The sequence below is a fragment of the Streptococcus cristatus genome (genome assembly GCF_963529205.1).
Taxonomy (GTDB): Bacteria; Bacillota; Bacilli; order Lactobacillales; family Streptococcaceae; genus Streptococcus; species Streptococcus cristatus_O.
The window spans coordinates 35,672-52,470 of record NZ_CAURYF010000009.1; the positions used below are offsets into that span (position 1 = coordinate 35,672).

General features: G+C 37.9%; 18 protein-coding genes. 6 read left to right on the forward strand and 12 right to left on the reverse strand.

Annotation, left to right across the window (positions count from 1 at the left end):
* Positions 1-83 precede the first annotated feature (83 nt).
* Positions 84-1,697 carry a ribonuclease Y gene (locus RWS39_RS03380; RefSeq protein ID WP_061910604.1) on the reverse strand — a complete coding sequence of 538 codons (1,614 nt, stop codon included), beginning with the start codon at positions 1,695-1,697 and terminating at the stop codon, positions 84-86.
* A 276-nt stretch (positions 1,698-1,973) separates the two neighbouring features.
* Here RWS39_RS03380 and RWS39_RS03385 point away from each other — a divergent pair, with 276 nt between their 5' ends.
* On the forward strand, positions 1,974-2,456 hold the full coding sequence (locus tag RWS39_RS03385; RefSeq protein WP_005590897.1) for an S-ribosylhomocysteine lyase: 483 nt from the start codon (positions 1,974-1,976) through the stop codon (positions 2,454-2,456).
* A 377-nt stretch (positions 2,457-2,833) separates the two neighbouring features.
* Here the strand turns inward: RWS39_RS03385 and RWS39_RS03390 are convergent, their stop codons facing one another.
* The 6 genes from RWS39_RS03390 to RWS39_RS03415 form a co-directional block, all read right to left on the reverse strand.
* A complete protein-coding gene (locus RWS39_RS03390) occupies positions 2,834-3,523 on the reverse strand; it encodes a response regulator transcription factor (RefSeq protein WP_314480469.1) in 690 nt (229 codons plus the stop codon).
* 9 nt (positions 3,524-3,532) lie between these two features.
* Positions 3,533-4,957: an NADP-dependent phosphogluconate dehydrogenase gene (gene gndA / locus RWS39_RS03395; RefSeq protein WP_314480472.1), complete on the reverse strand. Its 1,425-nt coding sequence runs from the start codon at positions 4,955-4,957 to the stop codon at positions 3,533-3,535.
* A 162-nt stretch (positions 4,958-5,119) separates the two neighbouring features.
* A complete protein-coding gene (locus RWS39_RS03400) occupies positions 5,120-6,583 on the reverse strand; it encodes a flotillin family protein (RefSeq protein ID WP_005592424.1) in 1,464 nt (487 codons plus the stop codon).
* 180 nt (positions 6,584-6,763) lie between these two features.
* Positions 6,764-7,447: a Bax inhibitor-1/YccA family protein gene (locus RWS39_RS03405; RefSeq protein ID WP_223367674.1), complete on the reverse strand. Its 684-nt coding sequence runs from the start codon at positions 7,445-7,447 to the stop codon at positions 6,764-6,766.
* Between the two features lie 19 nt (positions 7,448-7,466).
* Positions 7,467-7,958 (reverse strand): HDIG domain-containing metalloprotein, encoded by a 492-nt coding sequence (locus tag RWS39_RS03410; RefSeq protein WP_041826827.1) that lies wholly within the window; start codon positions 7,956-7,958, stop codon positions 7,467-7,469.
* Positions 7,959-8,002: 44 nt separating this feature from the next.
* Positions 8,003-8,743: a TrmH family RNA methyltransferase gene (locus tag RWS39_RS03415; protein ID WP_314480479.1), complete on the reverse strand. Its 741-nt coding sequence runs from the start codon at positions 8,741-8,743 to the stop codon at positions 8,003-8,005.
* Positions 8,744-8,884: 141 nt separating this feature from the next.
* On the opposite strand from RWS39_RS03415, the gene RWS39_RS03420 reads away from it, so the two are divergent.
* Positions 8,885-9,163 carry an acylphosphatase gene (locus tag RWS39_RS03420; protein ID WP_314480482.1) on the forward strand — a complete coding sequence of 93 codons (279 nt, stop codon included), beginning with the start codon at positions 8,885-8,887 and terminating at the stop codon, positions 9,161-9,163.
* An 82-nt stretch (positions 9,164-9,245) separates the two neighbouring features.
* A complete protein-coding gene (gene yidC, locus RWS39_RS03425) occupies positions 9,246-10,166 on the forward strand; it encodes a membrane protein insertase YidC (RefSeq protein WP_314480484.1) in 921 nt (306 codons plus the stop codon).
* A gap of 224 nt (positions 10,167-10,390) precedes the next feature.
* Here yidC and RWS39_RS03430 read toward each other — a convergent pair whose 3' ends face one another.
* From RWS39_RS03430 to RWS39_RS03450, 5 genes are read right to left on the reverse strand one after another with little or no spacing between them, the layout of a single operon-like run.
* Entirely contained in the window at positions 10,391-11,821 is a 1,431-nt protein-coding gene (locus tag RWS39_RS03430) for a beta-carotene 15,15'-monooxygenase (protein WP_314480487.1), read from the reverse strand.
* A gap of 9 nt (positions 11,822-11,830) precedes the next feature.
* Positions 11,831-12,430 (reverse strand): hypothetical protein, encoded by a 600-nt coding sequence (locus tag RWS39_RS03435; RefSeq protein WP_314480489.1) that lies wholly within the window; start codon positions 12,428-12,430, stop codon positions 11,831-11,833.
* Positions 12,402-13,025 (reverse strand): AbiTii domain-containing protein, encoded by a 624-nt coding sequence (locus RWS39_RS03440; RefSeq protein ID WP_173257691.1) that lies wholly within the window; start codon positions 13,023-13,025, stop codon positions 12,402-12,404. Before RWS39_RS03440 ends, RWS39_RS03435 begins: the two co-directional genes overlap by 29 nt.
* Positions 12,985-13,590, reverse strand: a complete 606-nt coding sequence (locus tag RWS39_RS03445; protein WP_314480495.1) for a hypothetical protein — start codon at positions 13,588-13,590, stop codon at positions 12,985-12,987. The genes RWS39_RS03440 and RWS39_RS03445 overlap by 41 nt, the downstream gene beginning before the upstream one ends.
* Positions 13,583-13,888 carry a helix-turn-helix transcriptional regulator gene (locus RWS39_RS03450; protein WP_084857093.1) on the reverse strand — a complete coding sequence of 102 codons (306 nt, stop codon included), beginning with the start codon at positions 13,886-13,888 and terminating at the stop codon, positions 13,583-13,585. Before RWS39_RS03450 ends, RWS39_RS03445 begins: the two co-directional genes overlap by 8 nt.
* Positions 13,889-14,326: 438 nt before the next feature.
* Between RWS39_RS03450 and RWS39_RS03455 the strand changes: the two genes are divergently transcribed.
* The 3 genes from RWS39_RS03455 to RWS39_RS03465 are packed head-to-tail and all read left to right on the forward strand — an operon-like array spanning position 14,327 to position 16,644.
* Positions 14,327-15,322: a replication initiation protein gene (locus RWS39_RS03455; RefSeq protein ID WP_314480499.1), complete on the forward strand. Its 996-nt coding sequence runs from the start codon at positions 14,327-14,329 to the stop codon at positions 15,320-15,322.
* Complete coding sequence (locus tag RWS39_RS03460) at positions 15,315-15,518, forward strand: DUF3173 domain-containing protein (RefSeq protein ID WP_314480501.1); 204 nt, start codon at positions 15,315-15,317, stop codon at positions 15,516-15,518. The genes RWS39_RS03455 and RWS39_RS03460 overlap by 8 nt, the downstream gene beginning before the upstream one ends.
* Complete coding sequence (locus RWS39_RS03465) at positions 15,505-16,644, forward strand: tyrosine-type recombinase/integrase (RefSeq protein ID WP_314480503.1); 1,140 nt, start codon at positions 15,505-15,507, stop codon at positions 16,642-16,644. Before RWS39_RS03460 ends, RWS39_RS03465 begins: the two co-directional genes overlap by 14 nt.
* Positions 16,645-16,799 lie beyond the last annotated feature (155 nt).

Sequence of the window (16,799 nt, forward strand, 5' to 3'; positions counted from 1 at the left end):
TCAAGCCAGCTTCTGCCAAACGCTGACAGTTTACTACTTCATTTAAAACAAATAAAAAGGTCGAGACAAATGTCTCAACCTTTTTATTTTGCATAATCAACTGCTCGCATTTCGCGAATGACTGTGACCTTGATATTTCCTGGATATTCCAAGTTGTTTTCAATCTTTTCACGCACGTCATGCGCCAAGATTGTAATCTTATCATCCTTGATTTTCTCTGGACTGACCATAATTCGGATTTCACGACCTGCCTGAAGGGCAAAGCTTGTCTTAACCCCTTCAAAGCTGTTTGCAATTTCTTCTAAATCTTGCAATCGCTTGATGTAGCTTTCCAGCGACTCACTGCGAGCTCCTGGACGAGCTGCACTTAGGGCATCAGCTGCTGCAACGATGACTGCAATAACGCTCTCAGGTTCCACATCTCCGTGGTGGCTAGCAATCGTATTGATAACAACTGGATGCTCCTTATACTTGCGAGCCAACTCAGTTCCAATTTCTACGTGGCTGCCTTCTACTTCTCGATCGATGGCTTTACCAATATCATGGAGGAAACCAGCACGACGAGCCAAGTTCGCATTTTCACCCAACTCTCCAGCGATAACTCCAGCCAGTTTGGCAACCTCAATCGAGTGGCGAAGAACATTTTGCCCGTAGGAAGTACGGAACTGCAAGCGACCCATGATTTTCATCAAATCAGGATGCAAGTTTGGCGCTCCGATTTCATAGGCTGCGGCTTCACCATACTCTCGGATACGGTTATCAATCTCTAAGCGATTCTTTTCGACCAATTCCTCGATACGAGCCGGATGGATCCGACCATCCTTGAGAAGAGCTTCCATGGTCATCCGAGCAATCTCACGGCGAACTGGATCGAAACCTGAAAGAGTAACCACTTCAGGCGTATCATCAATGATAACATCAATCCCTGTCAAACTTTCAAAGGTTCGAATATTGCGACCTTCACGTCCGATAATCCGTCCCTTCATGCTGTCATCAGGAAGATGAACCGTTGAATTGGTCTGCTCAGCCACATAGTCACCAGCAATCCGCTGCATAGCTTGAACCAAGATATCCTTGGCCACCTTGTCAGAGCGCTCTTTGATATCCTGCTCTGCTTCCCGAATACGAGTTGCAATTTCCTTGGACAGCTTGTCCTCGGTCTTGGTCAAGATAATCTCACGCGCTTCCGTCTGAGTCAGGGATGCTACCCGCTCAAGCTCAGCTTCTTTTTGCTGCTCTAGCTCAGCTACTTGTGCTTCACGCGCATCAATGTGTTTAGCTTTATCAGTAAGACTCTGTTCTTTGTGCTCCAAAGTCTTTTCCTTGTTGGTTAAATTGTCATCTTTGCGGTCAAGACTACTTGCGCGCTCTGTCAAGCGGCTTTCAATTTGTTTTAACTCTTGACGCTCAGACTTAAATTCTGCATCAACCTCTTCACGATATTTTCTGGCTTCTTCTTTTGCCTCCAAAAGTGCTTCTTTTTTAAGCGAACTGGTTTCGCGCATCGCTTCTTTGACAATCAAATCCGCTTCGCGTTCTGCCTGACCGCGTAAATTGGTTGCTTCTTGTTCAGCATTTAAAAGAGTAAGTTCCGCGGCTTCTTTAGATGCTTTCATCTTAACCGCGATTCCTACATACCCAATCACTAAACCAATGATGGCAGCAAAAACAAAAGCAGCTATCGTATATAAGCCCATGTTTTTACTCCAAATCTATTTAATTATTGAATTCAAAATTCCTTTTTATTCTATCATAAATAGCAAAAATTCACAAATCAATTTTTTGAAAAAGAAGGCCGTTTTTTGCCTATTATTGGGCGAAAAGGCGCTAAATCAAAGAATTTAATATATAAAATTTTTTTATTTCCTAACTCTTATTTTTTTATGCTATAATCAAAAGGAAGTGTTTGAAATGTCGCTTTTGAAACCTGATCTCATTTTCAGGTTCCAATTTTAGATTTTAAAGGAGAAACCATGTCTAAAGAAGTTATCGTTGAAAGTTTTGAGCTTGACCATACAATCGTAAAAGCACCCTATGTTCGTCTCATTGGCGAGGAAACTGGTCCCAAAGGAGATATTATCTCTAACTTTGATATTCGCTTGGTGCAGCCAAATGAAGACTCTATTCCGACGGCTGGCCTGCATACCATCGAGCATTTACTAGCTATGCTCATTCGCAAGCGGATTGACGGTATGATTGACTGCTCACCTTTCGGTTGCCGAACAGGTTTCCATATGATTATGTGGGGGCAACACTCAGCGACTGAAATTGCCCAAGTCATCAAATCTTGCTTAGAAGAAATCGCTGAGACAACTACTTGGGAGGATGTCCCTGGCACCACCATCGAATCCTGTGGCAATTACAAGGATCACAGCCTCTTTTCTGCCAAAGAATGGGCGAAACTCATTCTCAGCCAAGGAATCTCTGACAATGCTTTCGAGCGCCATGTTCTCTGAGCAGAGGGATTTTAGTTTCTCAAGCTTGTATTATTTGTGCTAAAAATGAAAAAATCAGAGAGTGGGACAGAAATCGGTCATTCGTTAGAATTCGATTTCGTCGTCCCACCTCCGCACAGTTGAGTAGGGCTGTAAAAGCTGATGAAATCAGCGTAGTAGAGCCCACTCAACCACTGCGTCTTGCTCGACAATCCAAAGACAATTGAGGAGTCTGGGACAAAAAGATTTCAATTTTTAAAAATCTTAATTATTAAGCCCTTCAAATCTATAATTAAATGCGAAAAGCGAACAAAGCAGAATTCTGATTACCAGAAAACTAGTTTTGTTCGCTTTTTATATTTGAAGTCGGACTTTTGTCCCAGCCTCCCTTGTTCTTTTTATTCCTGCATCGCATAGCCGATACCACGGACAGTTTTGATATAGCTGGTCTGTCCAGCAATATCAATCTTACTGCGTAGGTAACGAATATAGACGTCTACCACATTAGTCTCAGTGGCACCTTCATACTTCCAGACACGCTCCAGAAGTTGCTCGCGGCTCATGACCTTTTGGTTGCTCATCAGCGTCACTAGTAGATCATATTCCCGTCGTGTCAAGACAATCACTTCCTCTCCACGATAGACGATATGATTTTTCAAATCAACCCGTAGATTGCGGTAAGCAGTCGGTGTTTTTAGCTTGCTACAATGCTGGTCGATAAAGTCCCGACCTCGAAAAATATCGGAGACTTTCTCAACCAAATCACTGATAATAAAAGGTTTGACGGTATAGGAAACAGCAAAGCGCTGAATTTCATCTGCATGTTCTTTGATTTCTTCACGGCTGGCTAAGACGATAATGACTGAAGCCGGCTTGAACAAACTCAGTTGTCTAGCAAACTCACTAGCAGTCATATCCTGCAGGTCATAATTAAGCAAGAGCAGATCGTAGTCATTTTCTCTGGCCAACGCCAAACCTTGACTTCCTGTCTCAACTACATCCAGAAGATAAGCTTCCTTTTGCAGTTCCAAAGTCACAAATCGTGCAAGATTCTTTTCATTTTCTACTAATAAAATTCGCTTTGCCATAGGCCTATCCTATTTTTCGTCATACCAAGAGTAGTGGAAGGTTCCTTCTTTGTCTTTACGTTGGTAGGTGTGAGCACCGAAGTAGTCACGTTGTGCTTGGATCAAGTTAGCTGGAAGATCAGCTGAACGGTAGCTATCAAAGTAAGTAATAGCTGCTGAGAAGGTTGGTACTGGTACACCAGCTTGAACAGCAAGAGCTACGATATCACGCACTGCTTGTTGGTACTTAGCAGTAACATCCAAGAAGTACTCATCCAAGAGAAGGTTTGCAAGATCAGCATCACGGTTGTAAGCATCTGTAATCTTTTGCAAGAAACGAGAACGGATGATACAGCCATCACGCCAGATAGATGCGATGTCCGCAAATGGCAAGTTCCAGTTATTTTCTTTAGAAGCTACACGCAATTGAGCAAAACCTTGTGCGTATGAGATGATTTTTGAGAAGTAAAGTGCTTGACGGATCTTTTCGATCAACTCAGCCTTGTCTCCTTCAAACTTGAAGGCAGCTGGTTTTGGAAGCACCTTGCTAGCATGCACACGTTCTTCTTTGTATGTAGAGATGTAGCGGGCAAATACTGACTCAGTGATCAGTGACAATGGCACACCAAGATCAAGCGCTGATTGGCTAGTCCATTTACCAGTTCCCTTGTTACCTGCAGCATCAAGGATATAGTCTACGATTGGTCCTTCTTGGCCTTCATCGTCTTTACGGCTCAAGATATCAGCTGTGATTTCGATCAAGTAGCTGTCCAATTCACCCTTGTTCCACTCAGTAAAGATTTCTGCCATGTCTTCTGCAGAAAGGCCAAGCAAGTGTTGCATGAGGTCGTAGCTTTCTGCGATCAATTGCATGTCACCGTACTCGATACCGTTGTGGACCATTTTCACATAGTGACCAGCTCCATCAGGACCGATGTAAGTCACACATGGTTTGCCATCTTCTGGTGCTTTAGCTGAGATTTCTTCGAGAACATCTGCTACCAATTCATAAGCTTCTTTTTGTCCACCAGGCATGATAGAAGGACCTTCAAGGGCACCTTTTTCACCACCAGAAACTCCAGTACCGATAAAGTTGATACCTGAGTTTGCCAATTCTTCATTACGACGGATGGTATCTTTGTAGAAAGTGTTTCCTCCGTCAATCAAGATATCACCCTTGTCAAGGTGTGGAAGAAGGGCTTGGATAGTTGCATCTGTACCAGGTCCAGCTTGAACCATAAGCATGATACGGCGAGGTTTTTCGATAGATTGAACGAAAGACTCTACATCGTAGCTTGGAACAAATTTCTTTTCAGGGTGACAAGCGATTACGTCTTCTGTTTTTTCTTTACTACGGTTGTAAATGGCAACTGTATAACCACGAGATTCAATATTTAGGGCAAGGTTACGACCCATTACGGCCATACCAACGACACCAAAGTTTGCTTTAGTCATTTTCTACTCCTATAATCTTAGTTGTTTAATCTGTTATATTTTAACATTTTTACATGGTAATGAAAAGTATTTAGCTGATAGAAATGCTTTTCTGACGGATGATAAACAAACAGCCAGAAGTTCCGACTCCCAGCTGTTTGTATAGCTTAGACACATTTAGATTTATTTCTCATCAACTTCAATGACCGCTTGTTCATCTTGTTTAAGCTTATTGACAGTCATGTTGACACCAAGTGCTCCAGCTAACAGTTGACGAATGTCAAAGCCTGCTCCTTGGGAAACTTGGTCAATGCTCTGCATGATGTCACCAACCATTTTAGAAGCGTTGCCTTCACCATACATGGTAATCTTGTCTACCTTGGTCAATGGCTCTGCTACCGCACGAGCGATTTCTGGCAGTTTATCGACAATCATTTCCGTAATCGCAGCTTCCTGCATCTTCTTCATGGCTTCGGCTTTCTTGTCCAAACCTTCTGCTTCCGCTTCTAGTTTAAGACGAATGGCTTCCGCCTCCGCACGTCCCTTGGCTTCAATAGCTTCAGCTTCTTGCAGTTGCGCAAATTTCTCAGCCTCGGCTTGAGCCTTGCGGGCTTCGGCTTCTTTTTGTGTTTCAAAGAGTTCCGCTTCGGCCTGACGCTGACGTTCAATCAATTGGGCTTCGGCAGCCTGTTGACGGGCATATTTTTCAGCTTCAGCTTGCTTGCGGATATTGGCATCCAACTCCTGCTCACGAACCTTAACTTCCCGTTCTTTGACTTCCGCTTCTTTCTCCTGTTTCATGATATTGGCTTCTGCCGCCACGCGTTCTTGTTCACGACGCTGGATTTCTGCCTCAATCCCTTTAGCCGCGTCCGCTTTAGCTTGCGCAATATCTGCTTCCTGCTTGAGGGCAGCTTGTTTCAGCTTGAGTTCATTTTGCTTTTGAGCAATTTCCAAGTCAGCTGCCACGCGCTTGTCGTTAGCCAGCTTGTCCTGCTCAGCCTCAACTTCCTTGCGCTCACGTTCAGCCTTAGCCTTGGCAATCAGGGCGTCTTTCTTGATCGTTTCGACATTTTCAATACCAAGGTTGTCAATAACGCCACCTTCATCAGAGAAGGATTGAACGGTAAAGGCAATGACTTCCAGACCCATCTTGGCCAAATCTGGCGCTACGTTATCTTGCACTTTAGAAGCAAATTCCTGACGGTCATTGACCATCTTGCGCAATTCCATCTGACCGATTACTTCACGAAGATTTCCTTCTAGTACATCTTGGACAGAGTTAGAAATATCAGTGGTATTCCAATTAAGGAAGTTCTCTGCCGCACGGTCAATCATTTCATCCGTAGTACCAATCTTCAGCTTAACAGCCGCATCCGCACGAACGTTGATAAAATCAAGTGTTGGCACAGACTCAGAAGTACGGACGTCTGTAGAAAACTGCTCAATATCCAGATAAGAGCGCTGCTCTACAAAAGGAATCATGAAGCCAGCCTTACCTCTCAAATGGCGCTGCTTACGCAGACCAGTAATAACGACTACTTCATTTGGCTTAGCATTGACATACCCCTTAGCCAAAAGAATAATAAGCACGATGGCTGCAACGATTGCAAAAATCAACCAGCCTGGGATAAATAACATATCCATAGAAACTTCCTTTCTTTTCTAGAGCAATAGACGAATACATTGCCCAAATATATTTTTAGTTAGTATATCAAAAAATTAACAGTTTGCAAAACTTTTACTGCTAATTCTATTCAACTTCCCAAATGCCCCTTCAAACAAAAAGATAGCTCCTCATTTATCGAGGAAGCTATCCATCTTTTATTAGTCGTTTCTTCCAAAGATACGAAGGATGCTGAGGAAGAGGTTGATAAAGTCGAGATAAAGGCTCAAAGCCAGAGAAAGGGCCCATCCAAGTCCAGCTTGTCCCCCTGTCTGCTCATATACATAGCGAATTTTTTGATTGTCCCAAGCAATCAAACCAGCGAAAATAACGACGCTGACATAGCTGACAATATAGTCTATCATGTCGCTACCCAGGAAAATATTGACAAAACTCGCGATCACAATCCCAATCAGACCTGCAATCATAGCACGGCCCATACCAGATAAATCTTTTTTGATGACGATGCCCATGGCTGCCATGACAAGGAAAACAGCCGCACTAACTGCAAATGCTTTAAAGACCACACCTCCTGTGTACATGGCCACAATGAAACTCATGGTAAAGCCGTTTAGGGCTGAGTAGCTCAAAAAGAGGGGGAGGGCAGCTGGGCTATTGCGAAGTCCCATACTGGAAGCTGACCAAACCAAGGCCACCTCAAGGAAAATCGCACCGTAGTATATCCAGCGGTAATGGAGCAGAATATCTACTAGAGCTGTCTGGAAGGTTGTCAGCATTAAGCCTGAAACCAGAGCAGAGATGGCAATTCCCATCCCGACAAATCCGTAGACTTTAGAATAAAAACTAGAAAGTCCACTGTTTTCTTGAATAATTGTATTGTTCATAATGTCTCCTTTTTACATTTTAACTTTTCATCATCTTTCGATGATACTTCTTACGCCCGCTCAGCTTTTGTCGCCAAGGTGCTGTCGCTTCTTTGACTGCCCAATACTTGTCCACCATGGTCACAACGAAGGACTCCTTGTAGCGTGGCGGTGCTAAGGTAGCTCCCCACATGTGCTTGATGATAATATCTTCCTCAACTCGATTGAGCTTGGTAATCTTACGGGCATTTCGGACTGCTAGGCGGGGATGTACCCAGGCATGACTCTTTTTAAACTTAGTTTCACGCCAGTCATAATAAAATAGATCATGCAGAAGAGCACCTCGTGCTGTACTGCGGGCATTCCAGCCAAATTTTTTAGCAATTTTATAACTAGTATAACTGACATTGATTGAATGTTCAAGCCGATTGGAATGAATATGATGGGTAATCCCTTTTAAGCGTTGGACGCTGGGCTTTTCAATCAAATGCCCCACATAGGCCATAAATTCATCATCTTCTCTGTAAGGCATGTCATCACCTCCATTTAGTTTTATTATAGAGAGATTTCTAAAAGCTAGCTTAAAGCAAACATCAGAATGCCAGCTGCCACAGCTACGTTCAGACTTTCAGCCTGCCCCTTCATGGAAATATGAACCAAAACATCAGCCGCATCCGTCATTTCTTGGCTGATTCCCTGACCTTCATTGCCCATGACTAGGAGGAAATTCTCATTTTTTTCGACTTTTTGATAATCAAGGGAATCCTCTGATAAAGTCGAAGCCAGAATTTGTAAATCATTCTGACGAGCCAGAGTCAGCATATCCTCTCTGCTTACGCGATAGATGGGCAGATGAAAATGGCTACCTTGCATAGAACGCAAGGTTTTGAGATTGTAAATGTCAGCGGAGTGACTAGAGATAAAAACTCCTTGATAACCCGCCGCATCCGCTGTTCGGATGATGGTTCCGACATTGCCAGGATCCTGCACATCTTCTAAAAAGAGATAGGCACCTTCCAGCTTTTCTGGAATGTTTTGCTCCTCAAAGGCTAATTCTGCAACGATTCCCTGAGGGGTCTTGCTATCTGCCAAATCACTCAGAATCTCTGGACTGACAAAAATCGTCTGAGAAAATGCTGCCAAACGCTCTTCGTACTCTGCCAAGGCAAAAATTCGAAGAATCCGTGCCTGACTGGCCAGAGCCTCCTCAAAAAGATGCCAGCCCTCAATCAAATAGGACTCGCTACGATATTTTTTTTGCTGCAGCTTTTTAGCTTTTTTTACCACATTATTGGCTTTTGAGGTTATAATGTTCATAAATACATTATAACACAATCTAGCAGTTTTGAACTCATCCTCTAGACTTATCCTCAGAGAAAATCTTATATCCAGCAAGCAACTGCTCGCTGTGCTATGGGCTAAGAACTGTGTTTCAAACCGCTACAAAAGGAGGTAACTATGCAAAAAGTAAGAATGATTGCGCAAGGACGAGTCCAAGGCGTCGGCTTTCGTTGGGGCGTTTACTCCCTCGCTCTGCAAATCGGTGGGATTACAGGTCGCGTCTGGAATAATGACGACGGTACAGTCGAAATTTTAGCTCAAACAGAAAGCTCTGCCCTCATGGCCAAGTTCATTCAAGAAATCCGCAAAGGTCCAACTCCTTTTTCAAAAGTCAGCTATTTAGATGTCACCATGGCCAATTTTGATGCCTATACCGACTTTAAAATTGCAAATTAGGTCTGGAGAACTATTGTATATTTCCTTAAAAAACAGTAGAATAGATAGGTATTATTTTTTTAGAAACAAAGGAAATGAACTCGTGAAAACATTTAAACGTATTTTATTCTCTGGAATGAGCTTGTCCCTCCTACTATTATTGACAGGGTGTGTCGGACGAGATAAGGCCGGTAATCCTGCTGGACCAATTTGGGATGTACTTGGTCGTCCTATGGCAGATAGCATCCAGTTCTTTGCCAAGAATTCAGGTCTTGGTTATGGTCTAGCGATTATTATCGTTACACTCATCGTGCGGCTGATTATTTTCCCACTGGGAATCTATCAGTCTTGGAAGGCTACTCTTCAGTCAGAAAAGATGAACTACTTCAAGCCCATCTTTGCCCCTATTCAAGAACGAATCAATAATGCCGAAACTCAAGAAGAAAAGCTAGAAGCCCAGCAAGAACTTATGGCTGCTCAAAGAGAAAATGGTCTGAGTATGTTTGGCGGTATCGGCTGCCTCCCACTACTCATTCAAATGCCTTTCTTCTCAGCCCTCTTCTTCGCTGCCCAATACACAAACGGTGTAGCCAGCAGTACATTCCTTGGCATCAATCTTGGAAAACCTAGTCTGGCCTTGACTCTCATTGTCGGTGTACTCTACTACATCCAGTCAATTCTCTCCCTACATGGTATCGAAGATGAAACCCAAAAAGCGCAGATGAAGAGTGCAACTTACATGAGCCCGATTATGATTGTTGTCTTCTCCTTCATGTCACCAGCGGCTGTGACCCTCTACTGGGTAGTCGGTGGTTTCATCCAAATTATCCAACAATTCATCATTAACTACTTAATGCGTCCTCGGATTAGAAAGCAAGTGGCTGAAGAATATGAAAAGAATCCTCCGAAAGCCATGAGCAATGCAAGCCGTATCAAGGACGTAACGCCAAAAGCGAGCCAAGCAATCACTCATAGCAATAAAAAGAAAAAGAATCGCAACGCTGGTAAACAACGTTCTAGATAAATAATTATCCATGTTCCTCCAAGATTTCCTATCTAATCTTGGAGGGATTTTTTTCTACTCGCCCTAAAAATACTAATTCCGAGAATACATTTGAAATAAAAAAGAATGCTGATAAATCAACATTCTTTTTACGTAAACATAGAAAAAAATAGTCTTTTTTGTTTCTTTAGCTACCAGAAAGCTACCATGAACTTAACTAAATTAAGATTCTTATATTTAAAAAATTAATTTTGTGCTTTATCTATATTTTTTATACATTCATTATAGCTTTCTATATAATAATACGAACTATAAAACTTTGAAAATTTCAAATATTGAATGGCTAAATCATACTCCTTTTGTACTCTTAGTTCCTCACCGTAGAGAACTAAAAATTCAATGGGAAGTACCTTTTGGTTGTCAAACAATATAACATCTTTCAAATTGTTTTCAATAAAATTTGTTATTGCAAGTTTTTCATTTTCTTTTTTCTGCATTTTATATTCAAGTGATAGTATCAATAATCGATAATCTTCATATTCTCTTTCTCTTTTTTCTTCGATTAGACGTAATAATTTTTCAAAACTATCTTTCATGCCAAGTTCTGTTCTTATTATCAATTGGCCAAGTAATTTTATTTCATCTATTTCAGATATTGTACCAATTAAAAATTCATTTGGTAAATATTTTTGCTCTAAAATATCCATTGAATTATCAAAATACAGATAATAATTAATTTCATCTTTTTTTACTACTGTCAGTATTTCATCGTATAAACTAAACAATCTATCAACTGCGAAGTATATTGCAAATAATACTGTAAAAACACTTGTCATATCCTTTATTTGTTCACTAGAATACAACACGGTTACAAAAACTAAAATGTAGACAACAGCTTTAATTAGAGTTTCTATTCGCGGATTGTTTGTTTGAAATTGTATACCGAATCTCATTATTAAAACAATTACTAATAAAAAACAGATTGCAAATGGAAGGTTAAACAAGATAGAAAATATAAAGGGAATCACAAAACATGAAAAAACCTGGACAAAATTTTTTATCGTATCTATGATTGTGTCTGAGTGTTCATTATCTTGCGAAACTGTGAATGGTCTTACATATAGAAGTAAATTACATAAAAACCTATATATATTCCCCTTTCCAAATTGTGTTAATGTGATTGCAATAATAAGCACCCCAATAGATATTGTAAATTTGTATTCCCCGAAAAGAATTACTGAAGAAATAATCATTAAAATACTGCTAATAATCTGGTTCCTAAAACTTTCTCGATTAAACAACTTACCAGAAATCCAAAGTGGAATAAGAGAAATAAGTAATCTGACAAGTAATTCTCTCAAAATATTCCCTAAATCTGAAAAACTCTTAAATTTAAAATCAGTAAATCCATCAATAACAATCCAAGAGCACTTACCTAAAAAATAATTTAGAATAGATTCCGCATTTCTAGCTAGCACAAGAATATTCGAAATAAAAAATTTAATAATATCTCCCAAAAACATTTCCCAAAGAAAATTTATAGTACCACCCATATAGGCAATTATAATTAATATCATTAATCCCGATATTAAATCTTGTTTTACAATATTACCATCACACATTCTTAATATTCTATTTCTTATTATTTGAAACCAATTATTTTTTTCAAAATCCATATTCTTCTCCTAATGTAACTTTTTCCAATCATCACTTATTTTATAATTAGACTGTTTCCATGAATCTTTAATTTCAAATATTTTATATTCTTTATACTTATCATTTGTATCAAAATAAGATAATCTAACTTCATCAAAGTCATGAAAGTCTATATCTTTCCCTTTTATAATGAATTCCAAGTCATATCTTTTTATTTCTCCCGCATCAACTAAGAATGAATATGAACCGTTATCTCCCAAAACAGTTCTCCCAGAATGCGTTGACTGTTTTGTTTTAGAAACAAATTTTCCAGCCGAATATAAAGATAAATTTAGATTTCTCACAATCTGTCTAGTTCCTTTTGTATTATGGATTTCAATCCATAGTGGTAGGTCAAAATATAGTTCATTATTTTCTTTATAAAACCCCCAAGGGTTTGATGTCATTTTATTGTAAACTGTTTTATAGTAAATATTGGTTTCCCCTTGTTCCATCAAATGCTTCTTAATATATGCTTGTATAAGCAGAGTAATAGATGAAGATATTATTGAAATAAATGCACCTAATAACGTCGAATTATTCAAAAAGTAACTTAAGAACTCACTCATTGTTTTCTCTTTTCCCATCATAATAAATTTTATCTAACAATGTTTCATTTACTGTTTGTAGTTCCTCACTACTAATACATTTCACATCAATATCTAACTGGTCTAGTTCACCAAACGTCGATTCTAAATCTAGCAATATGTCTATCAACTTTATTTTCACATTACTTAAGATATTCTCCAAACTAGCTTTATTTACTACTTGTTCTAATGTATAACACTGAATACCACCTTTACTTGCACTATAAACCATTGGGGCAAATTCAATTAGGTCATAGCTCATTTTAATTGATAAATTACGTTCAATCGTACCTATACCATTAGTAATTTTCCGTTCTCTTAAAATTTTTTTTATTTCATCTGTAAAAAATGATTCTGACAGTGGTACTGACTTAACTGTAAAATTTCCATTTATCCCTGAATATCTTATATTATACGCAATACCTTTCCTATACTGAGGAATTTCATCATCTATCTTATATCCTCTTAACTCATTTTCAATCCATTTTTGCAAACTTAAATTATTTAGTGAATATGTAATTATTTTTAATCTTAACAGTGCATTTTCTAAACTAATATTATTTCCAGCGATATCTCGAATTAATTGACTTTTTGTCATTCTCTCTCCCTTTTTTTAATGATTCTGTTTCAAATAATTGAAAATCAATTTGGTTAATAAAAATCCATACAATCAGGCAAAAATAACAACTGAACAAGAAGTTAACAAGAACTTCATGATAGTTCAAATACAATAGAAAATCGAATAAATTATTTTGTAAATTTTCATTCTTAAATTCTATTTTGCTAATCATAGGAAGAAATTCTTTATTTACGTTTTCAACGATAGATAACAAATTTCCATTAGACAGAAATAAAAATACCAACACGAGTTTATTATCTTTTAAAAACCTGATATATCGTGATTTATAAATTTTATAATGAGTATTTTTAAAAAATGAAAAATTAAATTGGGTATTTAATCCTACCTCTTCTTGTTGTTTTTTACTTTGTTTTATATATTTGAAACACAAACAACAAGAAGCAAAAAATGCCTCAAAAAAAATTAAATTAGTATATTCCCAACCAGTAGGTGTGATGACTACAATATCAACAAATAGTTTAGCAAATGCGAGAACTAAAAAATTTATAACCGGACGCACATATTTATCATAAAAACTACTCATATTTTCTCTCCTTAAGGTATTGCTCTACCATATTATATATTTCGTTTTTATCCTCATCTGTCAAATCATATTCTCTAAGCAATCTCACAATTACTTCAACTCCGTCATATCTTCCATTTAATGCTTCCGTTGTGGTATTAAAAATATCAGCTAGTTTTTGGATTGTTTCGTACTTAGGATTTCTTCCCCCATTTTCCCACCTGGCATATTGAGCTTGTGATACCCCTAATCTTTCTGCAACTTGAGCTTGAGTTAACCCATTTTTAAGCCTTTCTTTTTTCAAATTATCTTTTAGCATATTTAAGCTTTCCTTTACTTTTTTATTGACTTATAACCAAAAGGATAGTATTATATTTATAACCAAATGGTAATATATTGCCGTGTACTTAATAGTATAATTGCAAGCTAATAAAGCTCTACTAAGCTATTTTGAAGCTTTATTGTAAAATCACATCAATTATACCAAAATGGTTATATAAAGTCTATGATAATCAATGTTTAGCTTGTGATAAAGTTATTGTTAATAACTGTCAAAGCTAGGAGACAAAGACGAGGGAGATCGCCGGAGGCAAATCTCCCGAAGGCTGCAGTTCGACTAGCTTTGACAGTAAGCTGGCGATTCTAACAGCCAGCAAAAAGATACACCAAGAGCTAAAGCCAGAATAACGAGTCTCGAGCAAAACTTTGTCCTAACTAGAGACAACTAACAAATTTAATAATAAAGGAGGTGTATATTGTGCAATATAAAATTCAAACTTTACGCAAGTACCAGAGTGAAGCAGATTTAACAAATCTAGACAAATCAATTTATATCAGTATTGACCGCTTAACAGTATTACTTGATACTGATAAGCAGAGTCTAAGAAAAATATTTCGCGAATTAAGACATTCACTTAATACTGTTGTTCAAGATTTTAAAATTCAAGAAAATTTAAGAGAAGATTATTTCACATTGTACAAACCGATAGAAGACGCTAGTATAAACCTAGTATTCTTTCAACTTTCAACATACGGGGGGTATGAAGTTATTCGTATTGACTTTAACCCTAACTCCCTTAAAGAATTTCAAGGTTTAAAAGTCTGGAAGCAGGTCATGACATTTGCTAGATTAAGCAATTTAGATATTAGATTATCTAGATTAGACCTTGCATTCGATATTTTCAATCGCCCTGAAATAGTATTTTTACAACATATAAAGGGTGGTGTAAGTCATAAAGTATTCTTTGGAAGAGAGGGCAATATAGAGAGTAAATATTGGGGAGCAAGCGGGAGTAATATACAAGTAAGATTGTATGATAAGAACTTAGAAATAATAGGACACAAAAGGTCAGATAAACTCAACTTGAAAGAAAAACCCTTTTGGTGGCGATTGGAGTTTCAATTACGAACTAAAGCAATTAACGAAGATACTATAACAGAAGTTTCTAAACGTCTAGAAAATTTTAGTTTTTTCAGTATTTCAAGTGTTCCAGACGATAGTAAAGCTTTCGCCTATATATTTTTACACGAACCAGCCCTTCTACCGGAACTTTTCCCCTACTTAAAACCTAATACTATAAGAGTTAAGAAGACAAGAATTAGAAAACATCTAAAAGATTACAACACCAACTCATTCTCTTTTGAATTGCAACAGGCATTAAGGGAACAAATTCCCAGACTTAATATCGAACTGAAACAATTGATTGGAGAATTTCTCGAACTTACAGACAAAGGAAATAAAATAAATGAATGATAAATTAACCATGACTGTTCAAGACATCATGAACTTAGGCTTTTCAAAATGGACTGCATATAATATTTTACGCCAAGCAAAACATATTATGGTTGAGCGTGGCTTTGATTTCTATAATAACAAGGGACTAGGTACTGTACCAGTATCAGTTGTTGCGGAGATACTTGGATTGGAGGAACTACATGTCAAAAACTAGATATACTGGTGTAACCAAAGACGATAAAACTGGAAAATATAGTTATTATTTTAAAGCTGGGGTTGACCTTGCAACCGGAAAACCTTATCAAGAACGAAGACGTGGTTTCAAAACTGCTAAAGAAGCATTTGAAGCACGAACAAGTGCACTTAATAAGATTCAACAAAAAGGAGGAATAAAATATACCCAATGGTCGTTCAAGCAATTTATGGAAGAAATCTTTATACCTAACTATTATGCTACAACAAGACCAGATATTGAACGAAGACGTCAAGTGATATTTGATGAATTTATATCCTATTTTGGTAGAAAAAAGCCTAGAGAAATCACAACATACGATGTGCTAAATTATCGAACAAATTTATTGGAGAAATACTCTAACACTTATGCACGCAATAAAATGGTTTTATTAAATCAAGTTTTTATTAGCGCTCAAAAATACGGTTTAATATTCCACGAAATACCGACAAAAAACATTACTCCAATCCCCCTCATAAAAAAACAAATAGATTTCTGGACTAAAGAAGAGTTTCAGCTTATAATTAAATCGCTAAATAAAGATAGCTACTTTGAACATTTTATCTTTACTCTACTTTGGCTATATTATTTTACTGGTATGCGTGTGAATGAAGCGACTGCACTCTATTGGAAAGATATTGATTTCAATAAAAAGACTTTAACAATAAATCATAATTTACAGTATATAAATAAGCAAAATTGGGTACGTAGGAATATATTAAAAACTACAAGTTCTAGACGTACAATTGGACTAGATGACAACACAATATCTATTCTAAAAGAGTGGAAAGAACGACAAGCAAAAGTTGATAAAATACCATTTATTCTATCACCAGATGGTAATCCTTACCCTAAACGCAGTATTAGAGACCAAATATTGAAATATTCTAAGCGAGCAGGTGTGAAGTATATCCAACCCAAAGGACTAAGACACTCTCATGCCTCACTACTCATTAATGAGTATAATGTAAATGCCTTGTATATTCAAAGACGCTTAGGTCATTCTGATGTCAAAACTACACTTAGCATTTATAGTCATCTATACCCGAACGCAGATACCGAATTAACAGATAAACTCAATCTTATAGGAAATGATTTTATTGATTAAATCTACTTAGCTACCAAAATGGCTACCAAAAACTCATAAAACACCTAAAAGTCCTTATTTCAAAGGCCTTTTTTAATATTTTTCCCACTATTTCTAAAAGCGAGGCTGGGACAAAAGTCCTAGCCTCTCAATTGTCTTTGGATTGTCGAGCAAGA